General features: G+C 70.1%; 15 protein-coding genes. 10 read left to right on the forward strand and 5 right to left on the reverse strand.

The genetic code is table 11. The features are described 5' to 3' along the window. Positions 1–18 precede the first annotated feature (18 nt). Together AC07N1_RS20045 and AC07N1_RS20050 are read right to left on the reverse strand one after the other, a co-directional pair. Positions 19–1,344 (reverse strand): oligogalacturonate lyase family protein, encoded by a 1,326-nt coding sequence (locus AC07N1_RS20045; protein WP_494673389.1) that lies wholly within the window; start codon positions 1,342–1,344, stop codon positions 19–21. After that, positions 1,341–3,302, reverse strand: coding sequence for a rhamnogalacturonan lyase (locus AC07N1_RS20050; protein WP_494673390.1), 1,962 nt, complete (start codon positions 3,300–3,302; stop codon positions 1,341–1,343). Before AC07N1_RS20050 ends, AC07N1_RS20045 begins: the two co-directional genes overlap by 4 nt. A 348-nt stretch (positions 3,303–3,650) precedes the next feature. On the opposite strand from AC07N1_RS20050, the gene cysT reads away from it, so the two are divergent. Genes cysT through AC07N1_RS20065 form a run of 3 tightly spaced genes read left to right on the forward strand, consistent with a single transcriptional unit; the run spans position 3,651 to position 6,394 of the window. After that, entirely contained in the window at positions 3,651–4,520 is an 870-nt protein-coding gene (gene cysT / locus AC07N1_RS20055; RefSeq protein ID WP_494673391.1) for a sulfate ABC transporter permease subunit CysT, read from the forward strand. Further along, on the forward strand, positions 4,520–5,362 hold the full coding sequence (cysW, locus tag AC07N1_RS20060) for a sulfate ABC transporter permease subunit CysW (RefSeq protein WP_494673392.1): 843 nt from the start codon (positions 4,520–4,522) through the stop codon (positions 5,360–5,362). The genes cysT and cysW overlap by 1 nt, the downstream gene beginning before the upstream one ends. A gap of 12 nt (positions 5,363–5,374) precedes the next feature. Beyond that, positions 5,375–6,394 carry a sulfate/molybdate ABC transporter ATP-binding protein gene (locus AC07N1_RS20065; protein ID WP_494673393.1) on the forward strand — a complete coding sequence of 340 codons (1,020 nt, stop codon included), beginning with the start codon at positions 5,375–5,377 and terminating at the stop codon, positions 6,392–6,394. A 129-nt stretch (positions 6,395–6,523) separates the two neighbouring features. Here the strand turns inward: AC07N1_RS20065 and AC07N1_RS20070 are convergent, their stop codons facing one another. The 3 genes from AC07N1_RS20070 to AC07N1_RS20080 are packed head-to-tail and all read right to left on the reverse strand — an operon-like array spanning position 6,524 to position 9,994. Next, a complete protein-coding gene (locus tag AC07N1_RS20070; protein WP_494673394.1) occupies positions 6,524–7,510 on the reverse strand; it encodes a transglutaminase family protein in 987 nt (328 codons plus the stop codon). Positions 7,511–7,514: 4 nt separating this feature from the next. Continuing rightward, positions 7,515–8,456 (reverse strand): alpha-E domain-containing protein, encoded by a 942-nt coding sequence (locus tag AC07N1_RS20075; RefSeq protein WP_494673395.1) that lies wholly within the window; start codon positions 8,454–8,456, stop codon positions 7,515–7,517. Further along, positions 8,453–9,994, reverse strand: coding sequence for a circularly permuted type 2 ATP-grasp protein (locus tag AC07N1_RS20080; protein WP_494673396.1), 1,542 nt, complete (start codon positions 9,992–9,994; stop codon positions 8,453–8,455). Before AC07N1_RS20080 ends, AC07N1_RS20075 begins: the two co-directional genes overlap by 4 nt. A 261-nt stretch (positions 9,995–10,255) precedes the next feature. On the opposite strand from AC07N1_RS20080, the gene AC07N1_RS20085 reads away from it, so the two are divergent. The 7 genes from AC07N1_RS20085 to AC07N1_RS20115 all read left to right on the forward strand — a co-directional run bounded on the left by AC07N1_RS20085 (position 10,256) and on the right by AC07N1_RS20115 (position 21,871). Next, positions 10,256–12,037, forward strand: coding sequence for an autotransporter assembly complex protein TamA (locus AC07N1_RS20085; RefSeq protein WP_494673397.1), 1,782 nt, complete (start codon positions 10,256–10,258; stop codon positions 12,035–12,037). Then, the gene (locus AC07N1_RS20090) at positions 12,034–16,206 is read left to right on the forward strand and encodes a translocation/assembly module TamB domain-containing protein (protein ID WP_494673398.1); all 4,173 of its coding nucleotides are present in this window, start codon (positions 12,034–12,036) and stop codon (positions 16,204–16,206) included. Before AC07N1_RS20085 ends, AC07N1_RS20090 begins: the two co-directional genes overlap by 4 nt. 100 nt (positions 16,207–16,306) lie before the next feature. After that, complete coding sequence (locus AC07N1_RS20095; protein WP_494673399.1) at positions 16,307–17,566, forward strand: hydrolase; 1,260 nt, start codon at positions 16,307–16,309, stop codon at positions 17,564–17,566. Further along, a complete protein-coding gene (locus AC07N1_RS20100) occupies positions 17,567–18,571 on the forward strand; it encodes an arginine N-succinyltransferase (protein WP_494673400.1) in 1,005 nt (334 codons plus the stop codon). Next, a complete protein-coding gene (gene astD / locus AC07N1_RS20105; RefSeq protein ID WP_494673401.1) occupies positions 18,568–20,016 on the forward strand; it encodes a succinylglutamate-semialdehyde dehydrogenase in 1,449 nt (482 codons plus the stop codon). The genes AC07N1_RS20100 and astD overlap by 4 nt, the downstream gene beginning before the upstream one ends. Then, positions 20,013–21,365, forward strand: a complete 1,353-nt coding sequence (locus AC07N1_RS20110; protein WP_494673402.1) for an N-succinylarginine dihydrolase — start codon at positions 20,013–20,015, stop codon at positions 21,363–21,365. Before astD ends, AC07N1_RS20110 begins: the two co-directional genes overlap by 4 nt. Next, on the forward strand, positions 21,362–21,871 hold the full coding sequence (locus tag AC07N1_RS20115; protein ID WP_494673403.1) for a GNAT family N-acetyltransferase: 510 nt from the start codon (positions 21,362–21,364) through the stop codon (positions 21,869–21,871). Before AC07N1_RS20110 ends, AC07N1_RS20115 begins: the two co-directional genes overlap by 4 nt. The last annotated feature ends 85 nt before the right edge of the window (positions 21,872–21,956 follow it).

A 21,956-nucleotide genomic window follows, 5' to 3' on the forward strand; every position in this document is an offset into this window, starting at 1 on the left:
ACGGGTTTTGGAGTTCGCTCACTGAGCCGGAGCGGCCTTCGCCAGCTCCACCGCATAGACCTGCTGGCCGCCGTGCATGTTGGAGCGGAACACCAGCCACTTGCCGTCGGGCGTGAAGTTGACGTTCGGCTCCAGGCGGTAGTCGTGGCCGCTCATGTTCACCAGGCGCTCGGCGTCGATGACGCCCGGGCGGATCAGGTGCTCGGAGTCGGGGGCGTGGATGCCGGCGACGTCCGGGATGCCGCGCGGATGCATCAGGTACAGCCACTTTCCGTCCGGCGCATGGGCGACCATCTCGCTGTCGCCGCCGTCGCCGGCGAACAGCTTGCCGTCCGGGCTGGAGTTGAAGTGCACCGACCAGGCGTTGCGCTCGACATGGAACTGGCTGCGCTTGCCGGTGGCGATGTCGTAGCCGGCCACCCAGAAGTCCTCGCCGCGCGGGGTCTGCAGGTCGTACCAGACGGTCTTGCCGTCGGCGCTGAACCATTCGTGCCCGGCGATCTCCATGTTCATGGTCCGGGTGTGGATCTTCACCGGCTTGGCGTTCGCCTGGTCGGTGCGCAGCAGCCACAGGCGGTCGACCTTGTGCCAGGGACCCTCGTGGCAGAACATCAGGAGGTTCGGGTCGGTCGGCGAGAACTGCAGGTGGTTCAGCCAGTCGGTCGCCGCGTGCACCACGCGCTTCTGGCCGGTGCGCAGGTCGATAACGAACATCTCCATCGGCGTCTTCGAGTCGAGCCGCTCGTTCAGCCGCACCTCCTTGGCCTCGGCGAAGGGCAGGGGCTTGCCGTCCGGGCCGTTGGCGGCGTAGGCGGCCTGGTCGAAGCGGGTGTCGCGCTTGAGCATGCCGTCGGGGCGGGTCTCGATCTTCGGATCGCTGACCACCACGCCGCCCAGCAGGGTCTCGTCGGCGTTGATGGTCTGGATGTCGCCGCGATCGAACGTGGCGACGACGCGGACCTTTTTGCTGTCGATGTCGACGGCCTTGACCACGCGGGTCTCGCCTTCGGTGACGATGAAATAGGCCGAGCGCGTCTTGCGGCCGACGAACAGGAACTTGCCGTTCTCCTCGACTAGCGGCGCCAGCTTGCGGGTGGCGAGATCCACCGTGCTGAGCCCCTTGGGCGTGGAGATCACCAGCTTGTCGCCCTGGGGCGTGTAGCCGTTGAAGTTGAAATAGAGGCTGCTCGACCCCGGCTCGTCCGACAGGCGCACGACGCGGTGGCCGGTGTCCTTGTCGATCCACTCGCGCGGCGCTTCGGCCGCTTGGGCCAGCGCGGAGGGCGCGAAGGCGGGCAGGGCGATGGCGAACGCGGTCGCCAAGCCGATCAGGGCGTTCTTCACGGCTTCACCTTCACGATGGCGATGTCCGGACGGTCCGGGTTCCTCATGCCGTTGCCCAGGAAGAAGCTGGTGTGCGGCGGCTGGTTGTAGGCGGTGTTCTGCCAGGCGATCCCGGCGCGATAGACCGGATCGTGCATCAGGGTGACCAGACGGCGGTCGGTCGGATAGGGCGTGACGTAGATCCGCAGGAAGGTGTTGTCCTCCGAGCGCAGGATCAGCTCCTCGCGCCAGTCGCCCAGGATGTCGGCCGACAAGGTCGGCGTGGCCTTGGTGCCGTTGTTCGACAGCATGCCCTCGGCGGTGAACAGCACCTTGGCCTGGCCCGTGGTCCAGTCCCACTTGGAGATCTGGTTCTTGTCGAGCAGTTCGCGCAGCTCATCGCCGTCCCACCAGATGCCGAAATTGGTCTGGCGCGGGTGCTTCACGCCTTCGATCGGCTTGCCCTTCACGGTGTAGAGCGTGTCGGAATTGCTGGCCCAGACCTCGGCGCCGGGGAAGCGCGGGTCGATGTCGAAGGCCACGCCCCGGCCGGTGTCGCTTTGCGTCGGCGTGGTCCACAGCACTTCGCCGGTTTTGGCGTCGACCATGGCCGAGCCGATGCCGCCGTTCATCTTCGGGCTCTCGTTGACGCCGAAGCGCTCCAGGCCCGGACGGGTCGGATCCAGGTCGCCCAGGTGCAGGGTGTCGCCGTGATAGAGCTTGGCGGTCCACAGCGGCTTGCCGTCGTCGTCGATCGCCATCGAGCCGTAGACGACCTCGTCGCGGCCGTCGCCGTCGACATCGGCCACCGCCAGCTGGTGGTTGCCTTGGCCGCCGAAGCCTTCCGGCACGCCGGGGGCGGCGCTGTCGAACACCCAGCGCTGGACGATCTTGCCATCGCGGAAGTCCCAGGCGCTGACCGTGGTGCGGGCGTAGTAGCCGCGGCCCATGACGATGCTGGGCCGCTGGCCGTCGAGATAGGCGGTGCCTGCCAGGAAGCGGTCGGAGCGGTTGGCGTAGCCGTCGCCCCAGAGCTTGGTCATCTGCTCGGCGGTCGGCTGGTCGGTGGTCGGGTCGCGCGGGGCGGCGAACCGGACCGAATCGAGCGCCGCGCCCGTGCGGCCGTCGAACACGGTCAGGAACTCGGGACCCTTGAGGATGCGCCCGGTGAGCTTGGCAACCTTCGTGCCGTCGGGCTTGATCTCGGCGCCGGTCTTGTCGTTGGTCGGCCGCTCCTCGGGGCCTTCGCGCCAGTCGGCCTTCGGGTCGCCCAGCACCTTGCCGGTCCCGTCCACCGTGCCGTCGGAGGTGCGCACGGCGATCTCGGCCCGGCCGTCGCCGTCATAGTCGAAGACCTGGAACTGGGTGTAGTGCGCGCCAGCGCGGATGTTGCGGCCAAGATCGATGCGCCACAGGCGCTTGCCGTCCAAGGTGTAGGCGTCCAGCAGCACAGGGCCGGTGTAGCCGGCGAAGGCGTTGTCCTTGGAGTTGGTCGGGTCCCACTTGAGGACGATCTCGTAGCGGCCGTCGCCGTCGAGGTCGCCGACCGAGGCGTCGTTGGCGGTGTACTCGTAGGCCTGACCGTCCGGCGTGACGCCGCCGGGCGGTTTTTGCAGCGGGATGGTCAGAAAGCCGTCCTTCAGGGCGGCGGTCTCGCCGGCCAGGGCGACTTCCTTGCCCTTGATCACGGTCTTGAGGCTGTAGCGCGAGCCCGCGACGCCGCTCTTGTCGACGAAGTTGGTGGCGAAGGCGAGCGGCTTGGCGTTCAGCTTCTTGCCGTCGCGATAGAGGTTGAAGGCCAGGCCCAGGGCGTCGTCGCCGCTGAGCCGCCAGGACACCAGCACGCCGCCGTCGATGGCGGGGGCGGCGACCAGGCCGCGGTCGAGGCGTTCGGCCTGTCGGGGCGCGGCGAGGACGGGAAGCGCCAGCAGCGAGGCGGCGGAGGCCAGCATGGCGGCCTTGCGGAAGCAACGAGGCATGGATTTCCCCCCAAGGGACCTTGAACTTTGTTGCCGCGATCTTCGCACGGCGGCCAAAAGGCGCAACACATTTCCCATAAATTGCGTCGTGACTTCACATTGTGAAACTTGATTCGAGCCGGTTGAGCGGCCCGCCGATTTCGCTTCTCGGTTTCGAAGCGGGGAGGCAGGGTGGCGGCGAGACAGATTTTCTGCGGGGTTCGCTCGCTAAATCTCAATTGACCCCACAGACGTGGTGGGGATTTAAGCGGTCCAGCTTGACGCTGCGCCGGCGCCGGGAGGATGGCTGGCGCATTCTTACTTTCCAAGGCCTTCGGCCGCAGACGGATCCAGGACGACGATCAGACGATGACCGCCGATTCCCCCGCCGCGCAACGCCCCGTCGCGGCGCGCCGTCCCTTGTTCCGCCGCCGTTCGGCCATTCCCGGTTTCGGACTGACCCTGGGCGTGACCCTGTCGGTCCTGTCGCTGATCGTGCTGATTCCGCTGTCGGCCGTGGCCCTGAAGGCCGCCGAGCTGTCGCCGAGCGAGTTCCTGGCCGCGGCCTTCTCGCAGCGGGCGCTCGCCGCCTATCGCCTGACCTTCGGCGCGGCCCTGGTGGCCGCCATCGTCAATGGCGTGTTCGGCGTGCTGACCGCCTGGGCGATGGTGCGCTACGAGTTCCCCGGCAAGACCGTGCTCAACGCCCTGGTCGACCTGCCGTTCGCCCTGCCGACCGCCGTGGCTGGCATCGCCCTGGCCACCCTCTACGCCCCCAACGGCTGGGTCGGGCAGTTCCTGACCCCGCTGGGGATCAAGGCCGCCTACAACCCGGTCGGCGTGACCATCGCCCTGGTGTTCATCGGCCTGCCGTTCGTGGTGCGCACCATCGAGCCGGTGATGCGCGACCTGTCGGCCGATGTCGAGGAAGCCGCCGCCAGCCTGGGCGCCGGCCGCCTGGCCACCATCTGGCGGGTGATCCTGCCGGCTCTCGGTCCGGCCTGGCTGACCGGCTTCGCCATGGCCTTCGCCCGCGGGGTGGGCGAGTACGGCTCGGTGATCTTCATCGCCGGCAACATGCCCTACAAGTCCGAGATCGCGCCGCTGCTGATCATCATCCAGCTGGAGCAGTTCCAGTACGCCCAGGCCGCGACCATCGCCGTGGTCATGCTGGTGGTCTCGTTCCTGATGCTGCTGGTGATCAACGCCATCCAGGCCTACTCGCGGAGGTTCGTCTGATGGCCCGCGCCCGTCACCCCACCGAGGATCCGACCTGGGTCAAGGCGCTGGTCCTGGCCGTCGTCGCGGCCTTCCTGGCGCTGGTTTTGATCCTGCCGCTGGCCGCGGTGTTCGCCGAGGCCCTGCGCAAGGGTCTGCAGGTGGCCATCGACGCCATCGCCCACGCGGACGCCCTGGCGGCGGTCAAGCTGACCCTGATCACGGCGGCGATCACCGTGCCGTTCAACGTCGTCTTCGGCCTCTGCGCCGCCTGGGCCGTGGCCAAGCACGACTTCCCCGGCAAGGCGTTCCTGATCACCCTGATCGACCTGCCGTTCTCGGTCTCGCCCGTCGTGGCCGGCCTGATCTACGTGCTGGTGTTCGGTCTGCAGGGCTGGTTCGGCGAATGGCTGCTGGACCACGACCTGAAGGTCATCTTCGCCGTGCCCGGCATCGTGCTGGCCACCATCTTCGTGACCTTCCCGTTCGTCGCCCGCGAACTGATCCCGCTGATGCAGGAGCAGGGCGTCAGCGAGGAGGAGGCCGCCATCTCGATGGGGGCCTCGGGTCTCTACACCTTCTGGCGGATCACCACGCCCAACGTCCGCTGGGGCCTGCTGTATGGCGTGCTGCTGTGCAACGCCCGCGCCATGGGCGAGTTCGGGGCCGTGTCGGTGGTCAGCGGCCACATCCGCGGCCTGACCAACACCATGCCGCTGCACGTCGAGATCCTCTACAACGAGTACGACTTCGTGGGGGCCTTCGCGGTCGCCGCGCTGCTCTGCCTGCTGGCCATCGTCACCCTCGTGCTCAAGACCGCCCTCGAAGTCGCCCAACCGGCCGTGCGCCGGGGCGGCCACTAACGGAACGCCGCCATGACCATCTCCATCCGTTCCGTCCAGAAGCAGTTCGGCCGCTACCCGGCGCTGAACAATGTCGATCTCGAGATCGCCGACGGCGAACTGCTGGCGCTGCTGGGGCCGTCGGGCTCGGGCAAGACCACGCTGCTGCGCGCCATCGCCGGCCTGGAATTCCCCGACAGCGGCCAGGTGCTGTTCCACGACAACGACGTGACCTACGCCTCGGCCGCAGCGCGCCGGGTGGGCTTCGTCTTCCAGCAGTACGCGCTGTTCAAGCATATGACCGTGGCCAAGAACATCGCGTTCGGCCTCGATGTGCGGAAGGGCAAGGACAAGCCGCCGAAGGCCGAGATCGCCCGACGCGTCGAAGAACTGCTGAAGCTGGTCGAGCTGGACGGCCTGGGCGGCCGCTATCCCTCGCAGCTGTCGGGCGGCCAGCGCCAGCGCGTGGCCCTGTCGCGGGCTCTTGCGGTTCAGCCCAGCGTGCTGCTGCTCGACGAGCCCTTCGGGGCCCTCGATGCGACGGTCCGCAAGTCGCTGCGCAAGGAACTGCGCCGTGTGCACGACGCCACCGGCGTCACCACCATCTTCGTGACCCACGACCAGGAAGAAGCCCTGGAACTGGCCGACCGCGTCGCCATCCTCAACAAGGGCCAGATCGAACAGATCGGCACCCCGCGCGAGGTGCACGACAATCCGGTCTCGGCCTTCGTCTGCGGCTTCGTCGGCGAGGCCAGCCGCTTCGAAGGCCAGGTCTCGGGCGGCCGCTTCACGGCCGGCCCGCTGGCCCTGCCGGCGCCCGGCGTCGCCGACGGCGCGGCCGTGGGCTTCGTTCGCCCTCACGACTTCGCCCTGGCCGACGACGGCGTCGAGGCCAAGGTCGAGCGCGTCAACGTCCAGGGCGCCCTGGTGCGCGTCGATGCAGTTCTGGCCGGCGGCGGGCGGATCGAGATCGCCGCCTCGCGCGCCGACGCTGACCGCTTCGCCGGCACGGTGAAGCTGGCGGTCGCCAAGAGCCACGTCTACGCGGCTTAAGTCACCAGATGCTCCCCCTCTGGGGGAGCTGTCGCGAAGCGACTGAGGGGGTCTGGCGCTGGCGCTGGCCCCCTCCGGCCCTCTGGGCCACCTCCCCCAGAGGGGGAGGATCTACGAAACCGCCCACTACTACTGCTGCTGCTGTTGCTGCTGCTGGCGCTGCTGGTCCTGATGAGCCGCGGCGGCGTCGCCGCGGCGGCGGCCGCCGAAAGCGGCGGGTTTGGCCAGGCGCAGGAACTCCGGCTCGGCCAGGGCCGCGCGGGCCCTGCGCACCGTCACGCCGACCGCAAGATGGCTCTCGGCGTCGCCCTTGTAGACCCCCCGTGAAGGCGTGACGTCGGCATAGTCGCGGCCCACCGCCACGGCCACGTGGCGCTCGCCCGTCAGGCAGTTGTTGGTCGGATCGAAGCCCACCCAGCGCAGGCTGGGCAGGAACACCTCGATCCAGGCGTGAGTCGCGTCGGGATCGGAGCGGTCGCCAGCGTCGCGGTCGGTGAACAGGTAGCCCGAGACATAGCGGGCCGGCAGGCCCCAGCTTCGGCAGATGGCCAGCATGATGTGGGCGAAGTCCTGGCAGACGCCGCTGCCGGCCTCCAGCGCCAGGTCGATGGGGCTGTCGGCGTCGGTGACGCCCGGCTGGTAGCCGAACGACTGGTAGAGCGTCTCGTTCAGACGCTTCAGGGCCGTCAGCGGGTCCTGCCGGCGGAGGTCTTCCAGATCGTGCTTGGCGATGAACGCCAGCAGCGCGTCGGTCGTCTGCACGAAGCCGTGCGGCCGCAGGAAGTCGAAGCACTCGCCGCGCACGAACTCGCTGCGCAGGCGGTCCCATTCGCCGGTGTCGAGCTTTTCGGGCAGGTCGGCGGCGCGCTCGGTCTCCACCGCCGAGCGGGCGATGATGGTCAGGCGGTCGTGCGGCTGGGGCACGTCGAAGTGATAGACCGCGTTGCCGAAGCTGTCGGCGTAGGAAAACAGCTGGCCGGCCGGATCGATGTCCAGCTCGAAGCTGACCAGCCGCTGGCGCGCGCCCTTCTGGGGCTGCATCCACAGCTCCATCAGGCTTTCGCGGACCGGCCGCTCGTAGTGGTACTGGGTGACGTGGCGGATTTCGAGCAGCATGGGATCAGGCCGGCAGTCGCAGTTCGAGGGGATAGGAGACGAAGGTTTCGTAGATGGCTTCGTGGATGCGGGCGCACTCGTTGACCACGGCGGTCAGCAGCGAACCAGCCCCGCCGGCCTCGAGTTCGTCGACGTCGGCGAACTGCAGGCGGGCCTTCAGCTTGCCGGCCAGGCGCTCGGGCGCGGCGCGGCCGGCGGCCTCGACGTGGCGGGCCAGCGTCGCCAGGTGCTCCTCGATGCGCGAGGTGGCGAACCGGATCGAGCGCGGGAAGTCCTCGTCGAAGACCAGGAATTCCAGGATGTGCCGTGGCTCGATCTCGGCGGTGTAGACCCGCAGGTACGGCTCCAGCGCGCAGGCCATGCGCAGCAGGCTGACCAGCGCCAGGTGGTCGTTGATCTCGCGGCCGGGGGCGGGGGCGAAGCACACCTCCAGCAGGCTGGAGACCAGCTGCGCCCGCTCCAGGTACATGCCCAGCATCATGAACCGCCAGCTTTCGCCGTGGCTCATGGTGGCGTCGGCCGCGCCCTTGAACAGGTGCACGTCGGCGATGACGTCGTGCAGGAAGGCCACCGAATTGTCGGCGAACTCGGCCTCGGCGTTGGCGTCGGTGACCCGCAGATAGAGGACGTTCAGCCGCTCCCAGGTCTCGGTGGTGATCTGGTCGCGCACCTGGCGGGCGTTCTCGCGGGCCATGGTCACCGACGACACCACCGAATTGGGGTCCGACCGGTCGAGCACCAGGGCGAGGGCGGCGTCATAGGGCGAAACCTTGCCGTTCTCGGTGTCGCCGACGGCGGAAAGGGCGATCCACACCGCCTGGACGCCGGAATCGGTCTGGTCGAGCGTGGCGTTCAGCATCACGCTGGACAGTCGCGACAGGTGTTCGGCGCGCTCGATATAGCGGCCCAGCCAGTAGAGGCTGTCAGCAACCCGAGCGAGCATCATGCGCCGTTCCCCTTGTGACCGTTGGAGTGGCCATTGCCGTTGCCGTTGGAGTGGCCGTTCTCCTCGGCCAGCACCCAGGTGTCCTTGGAACCGCCGCCCTGGCTGGAATTGACCACCAGCGAGCCGCGCTTCAGCGCCACGCGGGTGAGGGCGCCGGGGGTCACGATCGTCTTCTCGCCCGACAGGATGAAAGGGCGCAGGTCGACGTGGCGGGGTTCGATGCGGCCGTCCACGAGGCACGGCGCGGTCGACAGCTGGATGGTTGGCTGGGCGATGTAGTTGCCGGGATCGGCCTTCAGGGCTTCCGCGAACTCGGCGCGTTCCTGGGCGGTGGCGTGCGGTCCCACCAGCATGCCGTAGCCGCCCGAGGCGCCCACGGCCTTGACCACCAGCTTGTCGAGATTGGCCAGCACGTGGCTGAGCTGGCTCTTCTCGCGGCAGAGATAGGTCTCGATGTTGGGCAGGATCGGGTCTTCGCCCAGGTAGTAGCGGATGATGTCCGGCACGAAGGCGTAGACGGCCTTGTCGTCGGCGACGCCCGTGCCCGGGGCGTTGCAGATCACCACGTTGCCGGCGCGATAGGCGTTGAACAGGCCCGCCGCGCCCAGCGACGAATCCCGGCGGAAGGTGAGGGGGTCGATGAAGTCGTCGTCGACCCGGCGATAGATCACGTCCACCCTGCGCAGGCCCGTTGTGGTGCGCATGTAGACCATGTTGTCGTGGACCACGAGGTCGCGGCCCTCGACCAGCGGCACGCCCATCAGGCGGGCGAGGTAGGCGTGCTCGTAATAGGCGCTGTTGTAGACGCCGGGGGTCAACACCACCACCTGCGGGTCGGACCGCCAGTCGGCGCTCATGCTCTTCAGCGTGGCCAGCAGCAGGTCGGGATAGCGCTCGACCGGACGCACTCCGGCTTCGCGATAGGTGCCGGGGAAGGTGCGCTTGGCCGCGTCGCGATTGGCCAGCATGTAGGAGACGCCCGAGGGGACGCGCAGATTATCCTCCAGCACGGCGAACTGGCCGTCCTGGCCGCGGATCAGGTCGCTGCCGCAGACATTGGCGTACGACTTGTGCGGCACGTACAGGTTCTGCATCTCGCGCCGGTACGAGGGCGCGCCCAGCACCAGGTCGCGGGGCACCACCCCGTCCATCAGGATCTTCTGTTCGCCGTAGATGTCGGCGAGGAACATGTTCAGCGCCAGCAGGCGCTGGGTCAGGCCCGACTCGATCTTGGCCCATTCGGCCGCCGGGATGATTCGCGGAAAGAGGTCGGTGGGAATGATCCGCTCGGTCGCGCTGCCGGCGCCGTAGACGGTGAAGGTGATGCCCTGCAGCAGAAACGAGCGCTCGAGGGTCTTCTGGCGATCGGCCAGGGCCGAGGCGCCCAGGGTCGCCATCCGTGACTGCAGCGGGGCGTAGTGGCCGCGCACTTCGCCGCCCGGAGCGAACATTTCGTCGTACGCCACGCCGGGCAGATAGGCCGCCCCCGTCATCGGCAGGTTGGGGGCTTCGTCCAGGCTCTGTATTTTCGCCGCCACGCCTGTATCCACCTTGGTTGTCCGTCTCTTGGACCTGCGCCGAAGCGGCGCTGGTCGATGGAAACCTAGAACGCCTGGAAAAGGTTCGCGGCGGATTTCGCGCTCCGCCGCGCCAATGCGCACGACTGCTCATCATTTGGGCGCCAATTGCCGGGCCTGAGAAGGCGCCATCGTTCGCCCTCGCAGCATTTCGCGGCGTGACAGGCGTGAAGCGCCCGACTACACGAGGCCAGGGGGCGCTCCGCGCGGGGACTAAGCTTGGTGCGTAAGACGACAGTCCTGGGCCTGGCCGCCGTCATGGCGGCCATCGCGGCCCAGGCGCATGCGGACGAACCATCGGCGACCATCACGGGCGTCGAGGATCGCGCCCTGCGCGAGGCGATCCAGCGCGCCTTGACCGAAGCCGACGGTCCGCCCGGCAGCCGCTCCGAAGCCCGCCGCCGCGCCCGCGACGCCGCCGACGACGCCGTCGCCGTACTGCGCGCCGAGGGCTACTACGCCTACGTTGTCGAACCCGACGTCACCGAGGCCGATCCGCCGCGCGGCGTGGTCAAGGTCACGCCCGGTCCGCTGTTCGTCTTCGCCGATCCGCGCATCGACTGGTCGGGCGAGCCGCCGGACGAGGGCGTGCGCGAGCGCGCCTTCTCGGTGCTGGGCCTGACCGAGGGCTCGGCCGGTCGCGCCGCCGAGGTGCTGGGCGCCGAAGGTCGGGCGGTCGCCCAGGTCCAGAAGCTGGGCTATGCCGACGCCATGGCCGATCCGCGCCAGGTGATCGTCGACCACGCTGACCACACCGTGCGTCCTACCTTCGTCATCGCTTCGGGCGAGCTGGTGAAGGTCGACGGCGTCGAGCTTTCGACCAAGGGCCGCACCAACATCGTCTGGCTGCGTCGCCTCGCGCCCTGGAAGGAGGGCGACGTCTACGATCCGGAGGACGTCGCCGAGCTGGAGCGCCGGCTGCGTGACACCGGCGTCTACGACACCGTCTCGGTGGCGCTCGCGCCCAAGGACAAGGCGCTGGAGAACGGCCTGCGGCCGATCCAGGTGACCCTGGCAGACCGCGCCTCGCGCACGCTGGAACTCGGCGCCGGCTACTCGACCAGCGAGGGCCCCGGCGTCGACGTCAAATGGATCCGCTACAACCGCCTGCGCCGGGCCGACACCACGACCATCACCACCCAGGTCGCCAAGCTGGAAAAGAGCCTGGAGGGCTCGGTCGCCCTGCCGCACTGGGGCCGCCCGCAGCAGACCCTGAAGCTGACCAGCAAGGTGTTCGGCGAAACGACCGACGCCTATGACGAAACCGGCGCCACCATCAGCGCCGACCTGACGCGCCGGCTGCAGGCCACGCGCTACCAGACCTACGGCGTGTCGCTGGACCTGTCGCAGACCACCGAACTGACCTCGGCCAGCGGCGGCACGGTGGGCCAGCGGCTGAACCTGGCGACCTTCACCACCCTGGCCGCCTATGCCTGGGACCATTCGGACAACATCCTCGATCCGAAGAAGGGCTGGCGAGTCGAGGCGCGGGCCGAGCCCACGGCGATCACCGGCGACACCAGCCTCGTCTACATCCGCACCCAGGCCCAGGGCGCGGCCTACATTCCGTTCGGCGAGAACGCCAGGACGGTGCTGGCCGGTCGCCTGAAGCTGGGCGCCATGCTGGGCGGCACCATGCCCGAAGTGCCGGCCTCGCGGCGCTTCTACTCAGGCGGCGGCGGCTCGGTGCGCGGCTATTCCTACCAGGCCATCGGGCCGCGCCTGTCGGACAACACCCCGCAAGGCGGTCTGTCCCTGTTCGAGGCCTCCCTCGAAGTCCGCCATCGCTTCACCGAGCGCTGGGGCGGGGTCTTCTTCCTCGACGCCGGCGCCGTGGGCGTCGAACCCACGCCCAGCGCCGACGACTTCAGCGCCGGCGTCGGCTTCGGCGTGCGCTACGACCTGGGCTTTGGCCCCATCCGCGCCGACTTCGCCGTGCCGCTCGAAAAGCGCAAGGGCGACCCGGCCTTCCAGATCTATCTCAGCATCGGGCAGAGCTTTTGACCGACGCCCCGCCCCCGCAAGAGCCCGTCGAGCAGGTCGCCGAAGCCGCGGTCAAGGTCGCGCGCCGCATCGGCGGGCCCGGCTGGCTGATCATCGTCTCGGTGACCCTGGTGGCGATCGTCGCCCTGTTCCTGGGCGTGGTCCGCTACGGAGTGATCACCCCTCAGGGCCGCGCCTTCCTCGAGGCCCGCACCAGCGGCCTGAAGCTTGGCCGCATCGGCACGCTTAAGATCGAGGGCCTGTCGGGCGACATCTGGCGTGACTTCGGCGTGCGCCGGCTGACCATCTCCGACGAGAAGGGCGTCTGGCTGGAGGGCGCTGACCTGCACGTCGTCTGGCGTCCGCGCGAGCTGTGGTGGCGCCGCTTTCACGCCGACAGCATCGAGGCGCGGCAGGTGACGCTGGTGCGCCGCCCGACGCTCGGTCCCAAGGGCAAGTCGAGCGCCGCGCCGGTCTCGGTCGATCTCGACGCCTTCAAGCTGCGCCTGGTCTCGCGGCCGGCGTTCAGCAATGTGGCCGGCGACTTCGACGTCTCAGGGGCCTTCGAGATGGCGCGGGCCGGCGGCCAGGCTGGTCGCCTGTCGGCCGCCAGCCGCCTGCACCCGGGCGACCATCTCGACCTCGTCTTCGATCTTGGCCGCGACAAGACCCTGCTGCTGACCGCCACGGGCCGCGAGGCCAAGGGGGGCGCCCTGGCCGGCAGTCTCGGCCTGCCCGCCGACCGCACGTTCCTGCTCGACGCCAAGGCCAACGGTACGACGGAAGCCGGGGCCTTCACCGTGCGCGCCCAGACCGGCGACACCGTGCCGTTGCGCGCCGGCGGCGCCTGGACCGCCCAGGGCGGTTCGGCCAGCGGCCATGTCGACCTTTCGGCCTCCAGCCATACCGATCTCTACGAGCGGATGTTCGGGGCGGCGGTGGATGTCGATCTCGTCGGCCGCAAGGCCGGGACATCGACCGATCTTTCCCTGAAGCTTCGCGCGCCGAACCTCAGCCTGGACGCCCAGGGCCTGGCCGACCTCAGCCAGCGCCGCACCGCGCCGGAGGGCGTGACCTTCTCGGCTTCGGTCAAGGATCTGTCCAAGATCACCCCAATCCCGAAGATGGGCGCGGCCAAGGCGCAAGGCGTCTTCAAGCTGGGCGCCGACGGCTTCTCGGTCGAGGGTCCGGCCGACGTCGCCAATCTGGAGCTGCTCGGCTACCGCCTGGCGCGGGCGCGCGGCCCGGCCTTCGTCGGCTGGAAGAAGGGCGAACTGACCATCCGCGCCTCGGCGACCACCGAGGGCGGGGCGGGCGAGGGCCTGCTGGCGCCGCTGGGCCGCACGCCCAAGGCCGAGTTCGAGGGCGCGCGGCTGAAGGACGGCCGCTTCCTGATCAAGCACGCCAAGATCGTCGCGCCCAACATCGTCGTCGACGGCAAGGGCGAGCGCGGCCTGCTCGGGGGCCTGTCGTTCGACGGTTCGGCCAAGGTCGCCTCCCTGGCGCCGATCCGCCCCGGCATGAGGGGCGCGGCCGACATCAAGTGGTCGGCCAGCCAGGCCCGCGACAAGCCTTGGAACTTCACGGCCGACGCCAAGGGCGCCGGCTTCGCGACCGGCATGACCGAACTCGACCGGTTGCTCGGCGCCGCGCCCAAGCTCAGCGCCCGGGCGGCCTGGGACAACGGCAAGCTGTCGGTCGCCGACGCCAAGCTCGACGGCGCATCGGCCCGGGCCAGGGCCTCGGGTGTCATGACGCCCGGCAACAACCTGGCCTTCAAGCTCGACTGGTCGGCCGAGGGGCCGTTCGGCGCCGGGCCGGTGGAAGTCAGCGGCAAGGCCTCGGGCGACGGCGCGATCACCGGAACGCTGACCGCGCCGCGCGCCGACCTCAAGGCCGCCTTCGACAGCATCGACCTGCCGCGCCTGCCGCTGAAGGACGCCAAGCTGGCCCTGACCTTCGCCAAGCTGCCCGACGGCGGCGACGGGACGGCGTCCCTGCAGGCGACCAGCCAGTACGGGCCGGCGCGCGGCAAGACGGCCTTCCGGTTCGCGCCGGGCGGGCTGGAGCTTTCCGATCTCGACATCGACGCCGGCGGCCTGAAGGCCCAGGGCGACGCCTCGCTGCGCGACAGCCGGCCGGCGACCGCCGACCTGACCGTGGCCGTCGGCCCCGGCGCCTTCCTGGCCCAGGGTTCGGTCAAGGGCGCGGTCAAGCTGGTCGACGCGCCCGGCGGGCCGAACGCGACGCTCGATCTCGTCGCCCAGGACGTCGCTGGCGGCGCCTGGAAGCTGCGCACCGCCACCATCAAGGCCTCCGGCCCGATGAGCCGCCTGCCGTTGACCCTCGACGCTCGCGGCGAGGCGCCGGCCGGCCGCTGGAACCTGGCCGGGACCGGCCTGCTGGCCCAGCAGGCCGACGACTACCTGCTGACCCTCGACGCCAAGGGCCGCATGGCCCGCACCGACATCTCCACCCGTGAGTCCGCCCAGATCCGCTTCGGCGGTTCGCGCACGACCAGCAGCCTGCGCCTGAACCTGGGCGACGGCCGGGCCGACCTCGATCTCGATGTAGGCGGCGAGCTGGCCAACCTGCGGGCCGACCTGGTGGGCGTCAGCCTGACGGCGCTCAACCCCGACCTCGCCGGCCGCATCGACGCCCGGGTCTCGATGCGCGGCCAGGGCGAGGCTCTGGACGGCGAACTCGACGCCAACCTGTCCGGCGCCCGCGAGCGCGGGGCCAAGCCCAACCAGTCGCTGGACGCCACGATCCACGGCGACCTGCGCGACCGGGTGATGACCATCAAGGCCAGCGGCTCCAACCCCCAGGGCCTCAAGGCCGAGGCCGACCTGACCCTGCCGACCGAGGCCTCGGCCAAGCCGTTCCGCCTGGCCATCGACCGCCGCCGCGCGGTGCAGGGCCGGTTCCTGGCCCAGGGCGAGATCAAGCCGCTGTGGGACCTGCTGATCGGCCCCGAGCGCGGCCTGTCGGGCAAGATCGACGCCGAGGGCTCGCTGGCCGGCACCCTGGCCGACCCGCGCCTGATCGGCCGCGCCGCCCTGACCGGCGGCAAGTTCGAGGACGGCCAGACGGGTCTGCGCCTGCAGGACGTCGCCATCACCCTGGCCCTGGCCGACAACGCCATCGACGTCAGCCAGGCCCAGGGCGCCGACGGCCGGGGCGGCACGGTCTCGGGCGCGGGCCGGATCAGCCTGGCGCGCGACGGCGTCGGCAGCTTCCGCCTCGACATGAAGAACTTCCAGGTCATCGACAACGAGCTGGCGAAAGCGTCCGCCACCGGTCAGACGACGATCAACCGCGACTCCGCCGGCAAGGTGAAGCTGACCGGGGCCCTGACCATCGACCGCGCCGACGTCTCGGCCCAGTCCAAGACCCCGGCCGGCGTCGTCTCGATGGACGTCATCGAGCGCAACCGCCCGCAGGACCTGGTGCAGGGCGTCGAGATCCGCCAGCGCCGGGCCGATTCCGGCATGGCGCTGGACGTCACCCTCAAGGCGCCGCGGCGGATCTTCGTGAAGGGCAGGGGCCTGGACGTCGAACTGTCGCTGGACGCCCATGTCGGCGGCACCACGGCCAGCCCCAGCCTCGACGGCGTGGCCCGGGTGGTGCGCGGCGAGTACGACTTCGCCGGCAAGCGTTTCGAGTTCGACGACGACGGCGTCGTGCGCCTGGCCACTCAGCTGGAGCGCATCCGCCTCGACCTGACCGCCACCCGCGAGGACGACGCCCTGACCGCCGTCATCAAGATCTCGGGCACCGCGGCCAAGCCGGAGATCACCCTGACCTCGACGCCTGAACTGCCGCAGGACGAGGTGCTGTCGCAGGTGCTGTTCGGGGCTTCGGCCGCCCAGCTGTCGCCGATCGAGGCCGCCCAATTGGCCTCGGCGCTGGCCTCGCTGGCCGGGGGCGGGGGCTTCGACGTGATCGGCAACCTGAGGAGCTTCGCGCGTCTCGACCGGCTGGCCTTCGCCGAAAGCAGCACGGGCATGACCGTGGCCGGCGGCAAGTACGTCACCGACGACGTCTATGTGGAGATCATCGGCGGCGGCCGCGAAGGACCGGCGGCGCAGGTCGAATGGCGCATCCGCCGGGCCCTGTCGCTGGTCTCGCGCCTTGGCGGCGACGGCGACGCGAAGCTTTCGGTGAAGTGGCGAAAGAACTACAAGTAGCGCAAGGCTGTTGCGCGGGCCTGCGGTTTCCTCGCCAAAGGAAACAACGTTTTGCCCGCGGCCCTTGGACTAGGCTCTGGTCAAGGGAGACAGCGAATCCATGCGGATCGACGACGAAGATCGGGCTGTCCTGGGGAGTTTGGCGGCCGACGGCCCCCGGATCATCGACCGGGCCGTCGCCTGGTGCGCCATCAACTCGGGAAGCCGCCACATCGCGGGCCTGGAGCGGCAGCGGCAGGTTCTTGCCGAAGCCTTCTCGGCGCTGCCGGCCGCCCCGACCGAGATCCCGCTGACCGCCTCGCCGGAAATCGCCGCCGACGGCCGCGAGGTCACGCAAGGCCATCCACCGGCCATCGCCGTCGTGGTGCGTCCGGAGGCGCCGGTCCAGGTCGTGCTGACCGGCCACTACGACACCGTCTACCCCGAGACCTCAGCCTTCCAGACCGTCTCGACCCGCCCCGACGGCGCGCTGCACGGCCCGGGCATCGCCGACATGAAGGGCGGGATCTCGGTGATGCTGGCGGCGCTGGAGGCCTTCGAACGCCATCCCAAGGCCGCCAATGTGGGCTATCGCGTGCTGCTGTCGCCTGACGAGGAGATCGGCTCCATTGCCTCCGCCCCTGTGCTGGCCGACTTCGCGCGGCTGGGCCATGTGGGCCTGACCTACGAGCCGGCCCTGGCCGACGGGGCGCTGGCCAGCGTGCGCAAGGGCTCGGGCAATTTCCACGTCGCGGTCCACGGCCGCGCCGCCCACGCCGGCCGCGACTTCGCCTCGGGCCGCAACGCGGTGATGGAGGCCGCGCGCCTGGCCCAGGCCCTGCACGCCCTGAATGGCCGACGCGAGGGCGTCACGCTCAACATCGCCAAGATCGATGGCGGCTCGCCGCTGAACATGGTGCCCGACATCGCGGTGCTGCGCTTCAACGTCCGCTTCCCCTCGGCCGCCGACGCCGCCTGGCTGGAGGGCGAGATCGCCGCCATCGTCGCTTCGACAAAGAGCGACGGCCTGCACGCCCATCTGCATGGCCGTATCACGCGCGGCGCAAAGCCATTCAACGCCGCCCAGGAACGGCTGTTCGGCGCTGTGAAGGAGGTCGGCGCGCTGCTGGGCCAGGACATCGCCTGGAAGCCGTCGGGCGGCGTCTGCGAAGGCAACAACCTGTTCGCCTCGGGCCTGCCCAACATCGACAGCCTGGGCGTGCGCGGCGGCGACATCCACAGCGAGGCTGAGCACGCTTGGCCCGCCAGTTTCGTCGAGCGCGCCCAGCTCTCGGCCCTCACCCTGATCAAGCTCGCGAGCGGCGACATCGACGCCCATGCGATCCGCGCGGCCATGGCCGCTGTACCGGAGATCCTCTGAATGCTCGTCGTCCGTCCCGCCGGTTCGGCGGATTTCGACTCCCTGATGGAGCTGGCCGTGCTGTCGGGGCGTGGCTTCACCAGCCTGCCCGAGGACGAGCCGACCCTGCGCGAGCGCCTGGCCCTGTCGGAAGCCAGCTTCCAGGCCGGCGTCGCCCCGCCCGAGGCCTGGTACACACTGATGCTGGAAGACCTGGAGACCGGCGTCATCGATGGCGTCGCCGGGGTCAAGGCGAGCGTCGGCCTCAAGCGGCCGTTCTTCTCGTTCCGCGTCGTCACCCTGGCCCAGTCGTCGCCGGTGCTGGAGATGCGCTTCGACCACAAGGCCCTCGTTCTGGTGAACGAATGCGCCGGCTGGTCGGAGGTCGGCTCGCTGTTCCTGCGCCCCGAGAAGCGCAAGGGCGGGGCGGGGCGGCTGCTGGCCCAGTCGCGCTACATGCTGATCGGCATCGAGCCGCAGCGCTTCGCCGAGATGGTGCTGGCCGAGCTGCGCGGCTGGTTCGACGACGACGGCTCGTGCCCTTTCTGGGAGCACGCGGCCAGCAAGTTCTTCCGGCTGGACTTCGACCAGGCCGACCTGATGAGCGCCTCGACCAACGGCCAGTTCATCCTCGACCTGGCGCCGCGCCATCCGATCTACACCGAGCTCCTGGCCCCGGCCGCCCGCGACGTCATCGGCAAGGTCCACCGCGACGGCGAGGCCGCCCGGGCCATGCTCGAGCGCGAGGGCTTCCGCTACCAGGGCCTGGTCGACCTGTTCGACGCGGGGCCCACCGTGGCCGCGCCGCGCGACGACATCCGCACGGTGCGCGACGCCCGCCGGCTGCGCGTGAAGATCGGCGAGGACGCGTTCGGCGAGGAGGCTCTGATCTCGTCCACCGAGGTCTCGCGCTTCCGGGCCGTGCGGGCGCCGGTGCTCATCGATGGCGAGGCGGCGATCCTGGATCGCGAGGCGGCCGACGCCCTGGGCGTGGCCGAGGGCGACTATGTGCGGGTGAAGGCATGAACGGCGTATATATCGACGGCGTCTGGAAGAGCGGGCAGGGGCCGGAGGCGGTCTCCACCGATCCGGCGACCGGCGAGGTCGTGTGGCGCGAGACGACGGCCTCGTCGGTCGATGTCGAGGCCGCCGTTGCCGCGGCCCGCAAGGCCTTCCACCCCTGGGCCGACCTGCCGCGCGAGGAGCGGATCGCGATCCTGCGCCGCTACAAGGAGGTGCTGGTCGAGCGGACCGTGTCCTACGCCGAAGCCCTGAGCCGCGAGACCGGCAAGGCGCTGTGGGAGACCAAGGCCGAGATCGGCTCGATGGCCGGCAAGGTCGACGCTTCGATCAAGGCCTATGACGAGCGGACGGGCGTCGCGGAATACGCCATGCCCTTCGGCCGCGCGGTGCTGCGCCACCGGCCGCATGGGGTCATGGCGGTGTTGGGACCGTTCAACTTCCCGGGCCATCTGCCCAACGGCCATATCGTGCCGGCCCTGCTGGCCGGCGACACCGTGGTGTTCAAGCCGTCGGAAGAGACGCCCCTGGCCGGCCGGCTGCTGGTCGAGGCCCTGGAGGCGGCGGGCGTACCGGCCGGCGTCGTCAACCTGGTGCAGGGCGGGCGCGAGGTCGGCCAGGCGCTGATCGACCAGGAGATCGACGGCCTGCTGTTCACGGGCTCGGCCCAGGCGGGGACCTTCTTCCGCCGCCACTTCGCCGACCGACCCGACGTGATCCTGGCCCTGGAGCTGGGCGGCAACAATCCGCTGGTCGCCTGGCAGGCCGGCGATCCGACCGCCGTCGCGGCCCTGGTGGCGCAGTCGGCCTTCATCACTACCGGCCAGCGCTGCTCCTGCGCCCGCCGGCTGATCGTGCCGGACGGTTCGGAAGGCCAGGCGATCGTCGAGGCCGTGCTGGCCCTGGTCCCGAAGCTCTCGATCGGTCCCTGGAACGGCGACGAGCCCTTCATGGGGCCGTTGATCTCCGAGCGCGCCGCCGGTCACGCCCTGGCCGCCGCCGGCCGCATCGAGGGCAAGCGCCTGCTGGAACCTGGCCGCGTCGAGGGCCTGTCGGGCGCCTTCGTCTCGCCGGGCCTGATCGACGTCACGGGCGTGGACGTGCCCGACGACGAGATCTTCGCCCCGATCCTGCAGGTGCGTCGCGTCGCCTCGTTCGACGAGGCGCTCGTCGCCGCCAACGCCACCCGCTACGGCCTGTCGGCTGGTCTCGTGACCGAGAACCCGGCGCTGTGGGACCGCTTCCTGGCGAGGATCCGGGCCGGGGTCGTCAACCTCAACCGTCCGACCACGGGAGCGGCCGGGACCATGCCGTTCGGCGGCCTGGGGGCCTCGGGCAATCACCGACCCAGCGCCTATTACGCCGCCGACTACTGCGCCTATCCGGTCGCCAGCTTCGAGGCCGGGGCGGTGCTCGACACGACCGGCGACATAAAGGGCCTGCGCCCATGAGCCCTAAAGGAGTGACCGCTTTCGAGGCCAACTGCGACGGCCTCGTAGGGCCGACCCACTCCTATGTCGGCCTGTCGCCGGGCAACATCGCCAGCCAGGTCAACGCCGGCCAGGTCTCCGATCCGCGCGCGGCGGTGCTGGAGGGCCTCGACAAGATGCGCCGCCTGGCCGACTGGGGCGTGCCGCAGTTCGTGCTGCCGCCGCACGAGCGTCCGGACGTGGGGTTCCTGAAGTCGATCGGTTTCGCCGGCTCCGACGCCGCCGTCATCGAGACCGCCTGGAACACCGCCCCGGCCCTGGCCGCCGCCGCCTGCTCGGCCTCGCCGATGTGGGCCGCCAACGCCGCCACGGTGACCCCCAGCGCCGATACGGCCGACGGTTGCGTGCACTTCACGCCCGCCAACCTGCTGACCAACCTGCATCGCAGCCTGGAAGGCCCGCAGACCGCCCGATCCTTGCGCCGGCTGTTCCCGGACGAGGCCCGCTTCGCCGTCCACGACCCACTGCCGGGCCAGCCGCATTTCGCTGACGAGGGCGCGGCCAACCACGTGCGGCTCTGCGCCGACCACGGCGACCCGGGCGTCAACCTCTTCGTCTGGGGCCGCGAAGCCTGGGAGCACTGGAGCGGCGCCTATCCGGCCCGCCAGACCCGCGAGGCCTTCGAGGCGATCCAGCGTCGCCACGCCGCCGCCCGCGCCGTCTTCCCCCGCCAGGGCCGCCGCGCCATCGCCGGCGGGGCCTTCCACAACGACGTCGTCTGCGTCGGCACGCGCGAGACCCTGTTCTTCCACGAGGCCGCCTTCGAGGACCGCGCCGCCATGGAAGCGCAGGTTCGCCGCGCCGCCGAGGGCCTGTTCGAGCCGATCTTCGTCGAGGTCTCCGAGGCCGACCTGCCGATCGAGGACCTGGTGAAGAGCTATCTCTTCAACTCCCAGCTCCTCGTCCTGCCCGGCGAGGATCGCCTGGTGCTGCTGGCCCCCGGCGAGACCCGCGACAATCCCCGCGCCCGCGCCGTCGCCGAGGGCCTTGTCGCCTCCAACGGCCCGGTCGGCCGGGTGGAATACGCCGACGTCCGCCAGAGCATGCGCAATGGCGGCGGCCCAGCCTGCCTGCGGCTGCGGGTGGTGCTGACCGACGCGGAACTGGCCGCCGCCAATCCTGCCCAACGCTTCGACGCCGCCCTGCACGCGCGTCTCGCCGACTGGGGCGCTCGACGCTACCGCGACCGCCTGGCGCCGGCCGATCTGGCCGATCCGTCGCTGTTGATCGAGAGCCGCGAGGCCCTGGACGAGCTGACCGCGATCCTCGATCTCGGCGGCGGCTTCTATCCCTTCCAGAGAGACGCATGAGCTTCTCGATCCGCCCGACCCGGCCCTATGACGCGATCCCGATCGCCGCCGTTCACCGCGCCACGGCCGCCATGCCCGGCGGCATCGCGCGCCAGCCGGAGGAGATCACCGACGGCTATATCGACAGGATCCTGCACGAGGCCCTGGCCGACGGCGTGGGTCTGGTGGCGGTCGACGAAGGCGGCGTCGTCATCGGCGAGATTCACGCCGTGCGCATTCCGGTGAAGCTGTTCTCGCACGTGCTGTCCGACCTGACGGTGGCGGTGCATCCGGACTGGCGGGGCAGGGGCGTCGGCTCGGCCCTGTTCCAGGCGCTGTTCGCGGCGGCGCGGGCGATGGACCCGCCGATCGTGCGGGTGGAGCTCGGAACCGGCGCCGGGAACGCGGGCGCGATCCGGCTCTACGAGCGCCTGGGGTTCCGCGTGGAGGGGCGGCTGGAGAAGCGTGGACGCTTCCCGGACGGGACGTTCGAGGACGACATCGCAATGGGGGTGATCCTCGACTGACGTCGAGGACCCCCTCCGGCCCTCCGGGCCACCTCCCCCAGAGGGGGAGGATCTAGTCAGCGGATCAAGATGCTCCCCCTCTGGG

This window comes from Caulobacter sp. GW821-FHT09B11, assembly GCF_059418205.1.

What these genes read in the sequence shown, in the direction of transcription:
- cysW (WP_494673392.1), top strand. Translation starts at nt 4,520, where the DNA reads ATGGCCCGCGCCCGTCACCCCACCGAGGATCCGACCTGGGTCAAGGCG.
- AC07N1_RS20095 (WP_494673399.1), top strand. Translation starts at nt 16,307, where the DNA reads ATGCGGATCGACGACGAAGATCGGGCTGTCCTGGGGAGTTTGGCGGCC.
- AC07N1_RS20115 (WP_494673403.1), top strand. Translation starts at nt 21,362, where the DNA reads ATGAGCTTCTCGATCCGCCCGACCCGGCCCTATGACGCGATCCCGATC.
- AC07N1_RS20110 (WP_494673402.1), top strand. Translation starts at nt 20,013, where the DNA reads ATGAGCCCTAAAGGAGTGACCGCTTTCGAGGCCAACTGCGACGGCCTC.
- astD (WP_494673401.1), top strand. Translation starts at nt 18,568, where the DNA reads ATGAACGGCGTATATATCGACGGCGTCTGGAAGAGCGGGCAGGGGCCG.
- AC07N1_RS20070 (WP_494673394.1), bottom strand. Translation starts at nt 7,510, where the DNA reads ATGCTGCTCGAAATCCGCCACGTCACCCAGTACCACTACGAGCGGCCG.
- cysT (WP_494673391.1), top strand. Translation starts at nt 3,651, where the DNA reads ATGACCGCCGATTCCCCCGCCGCGCAACGCCCCGTCGCGGCGCGCCGT.
- AC07N1_RS20065 (WP_494673393.1), top strand. Translation starts at nt 5,375, where the DNA reads ATGACCATCTCCATCCGTTCCGTCCAGAAGCAGTTCGGCCGCTACCCG.
- AC07N1_RS20075 (WP_494673395.1), bottom strand. Translation starts at nt 8,456, where the DNA reads ATGATGCTCGCTCGGGTTGCTGACAGCCTCTACTGGCTGGGCCGCTAT.
- AC07N1_RS20100 (WP_494673400.1), top strand. Translation starts at nt 17,567, where the DNA reads ATGCTCGTCGTCCGTCCCGCCGGTTCGGCGGATTTCGACTCCCTGATG.
- AC07N1_RS20050 (WP_494673390.1), bottom strand. Translation starts at nt 3,302, where the DNA reads ATGCCTCGTTGCTTCCGCAAGGCCGCCATGCTGGCCTCCGCCGCCTCG.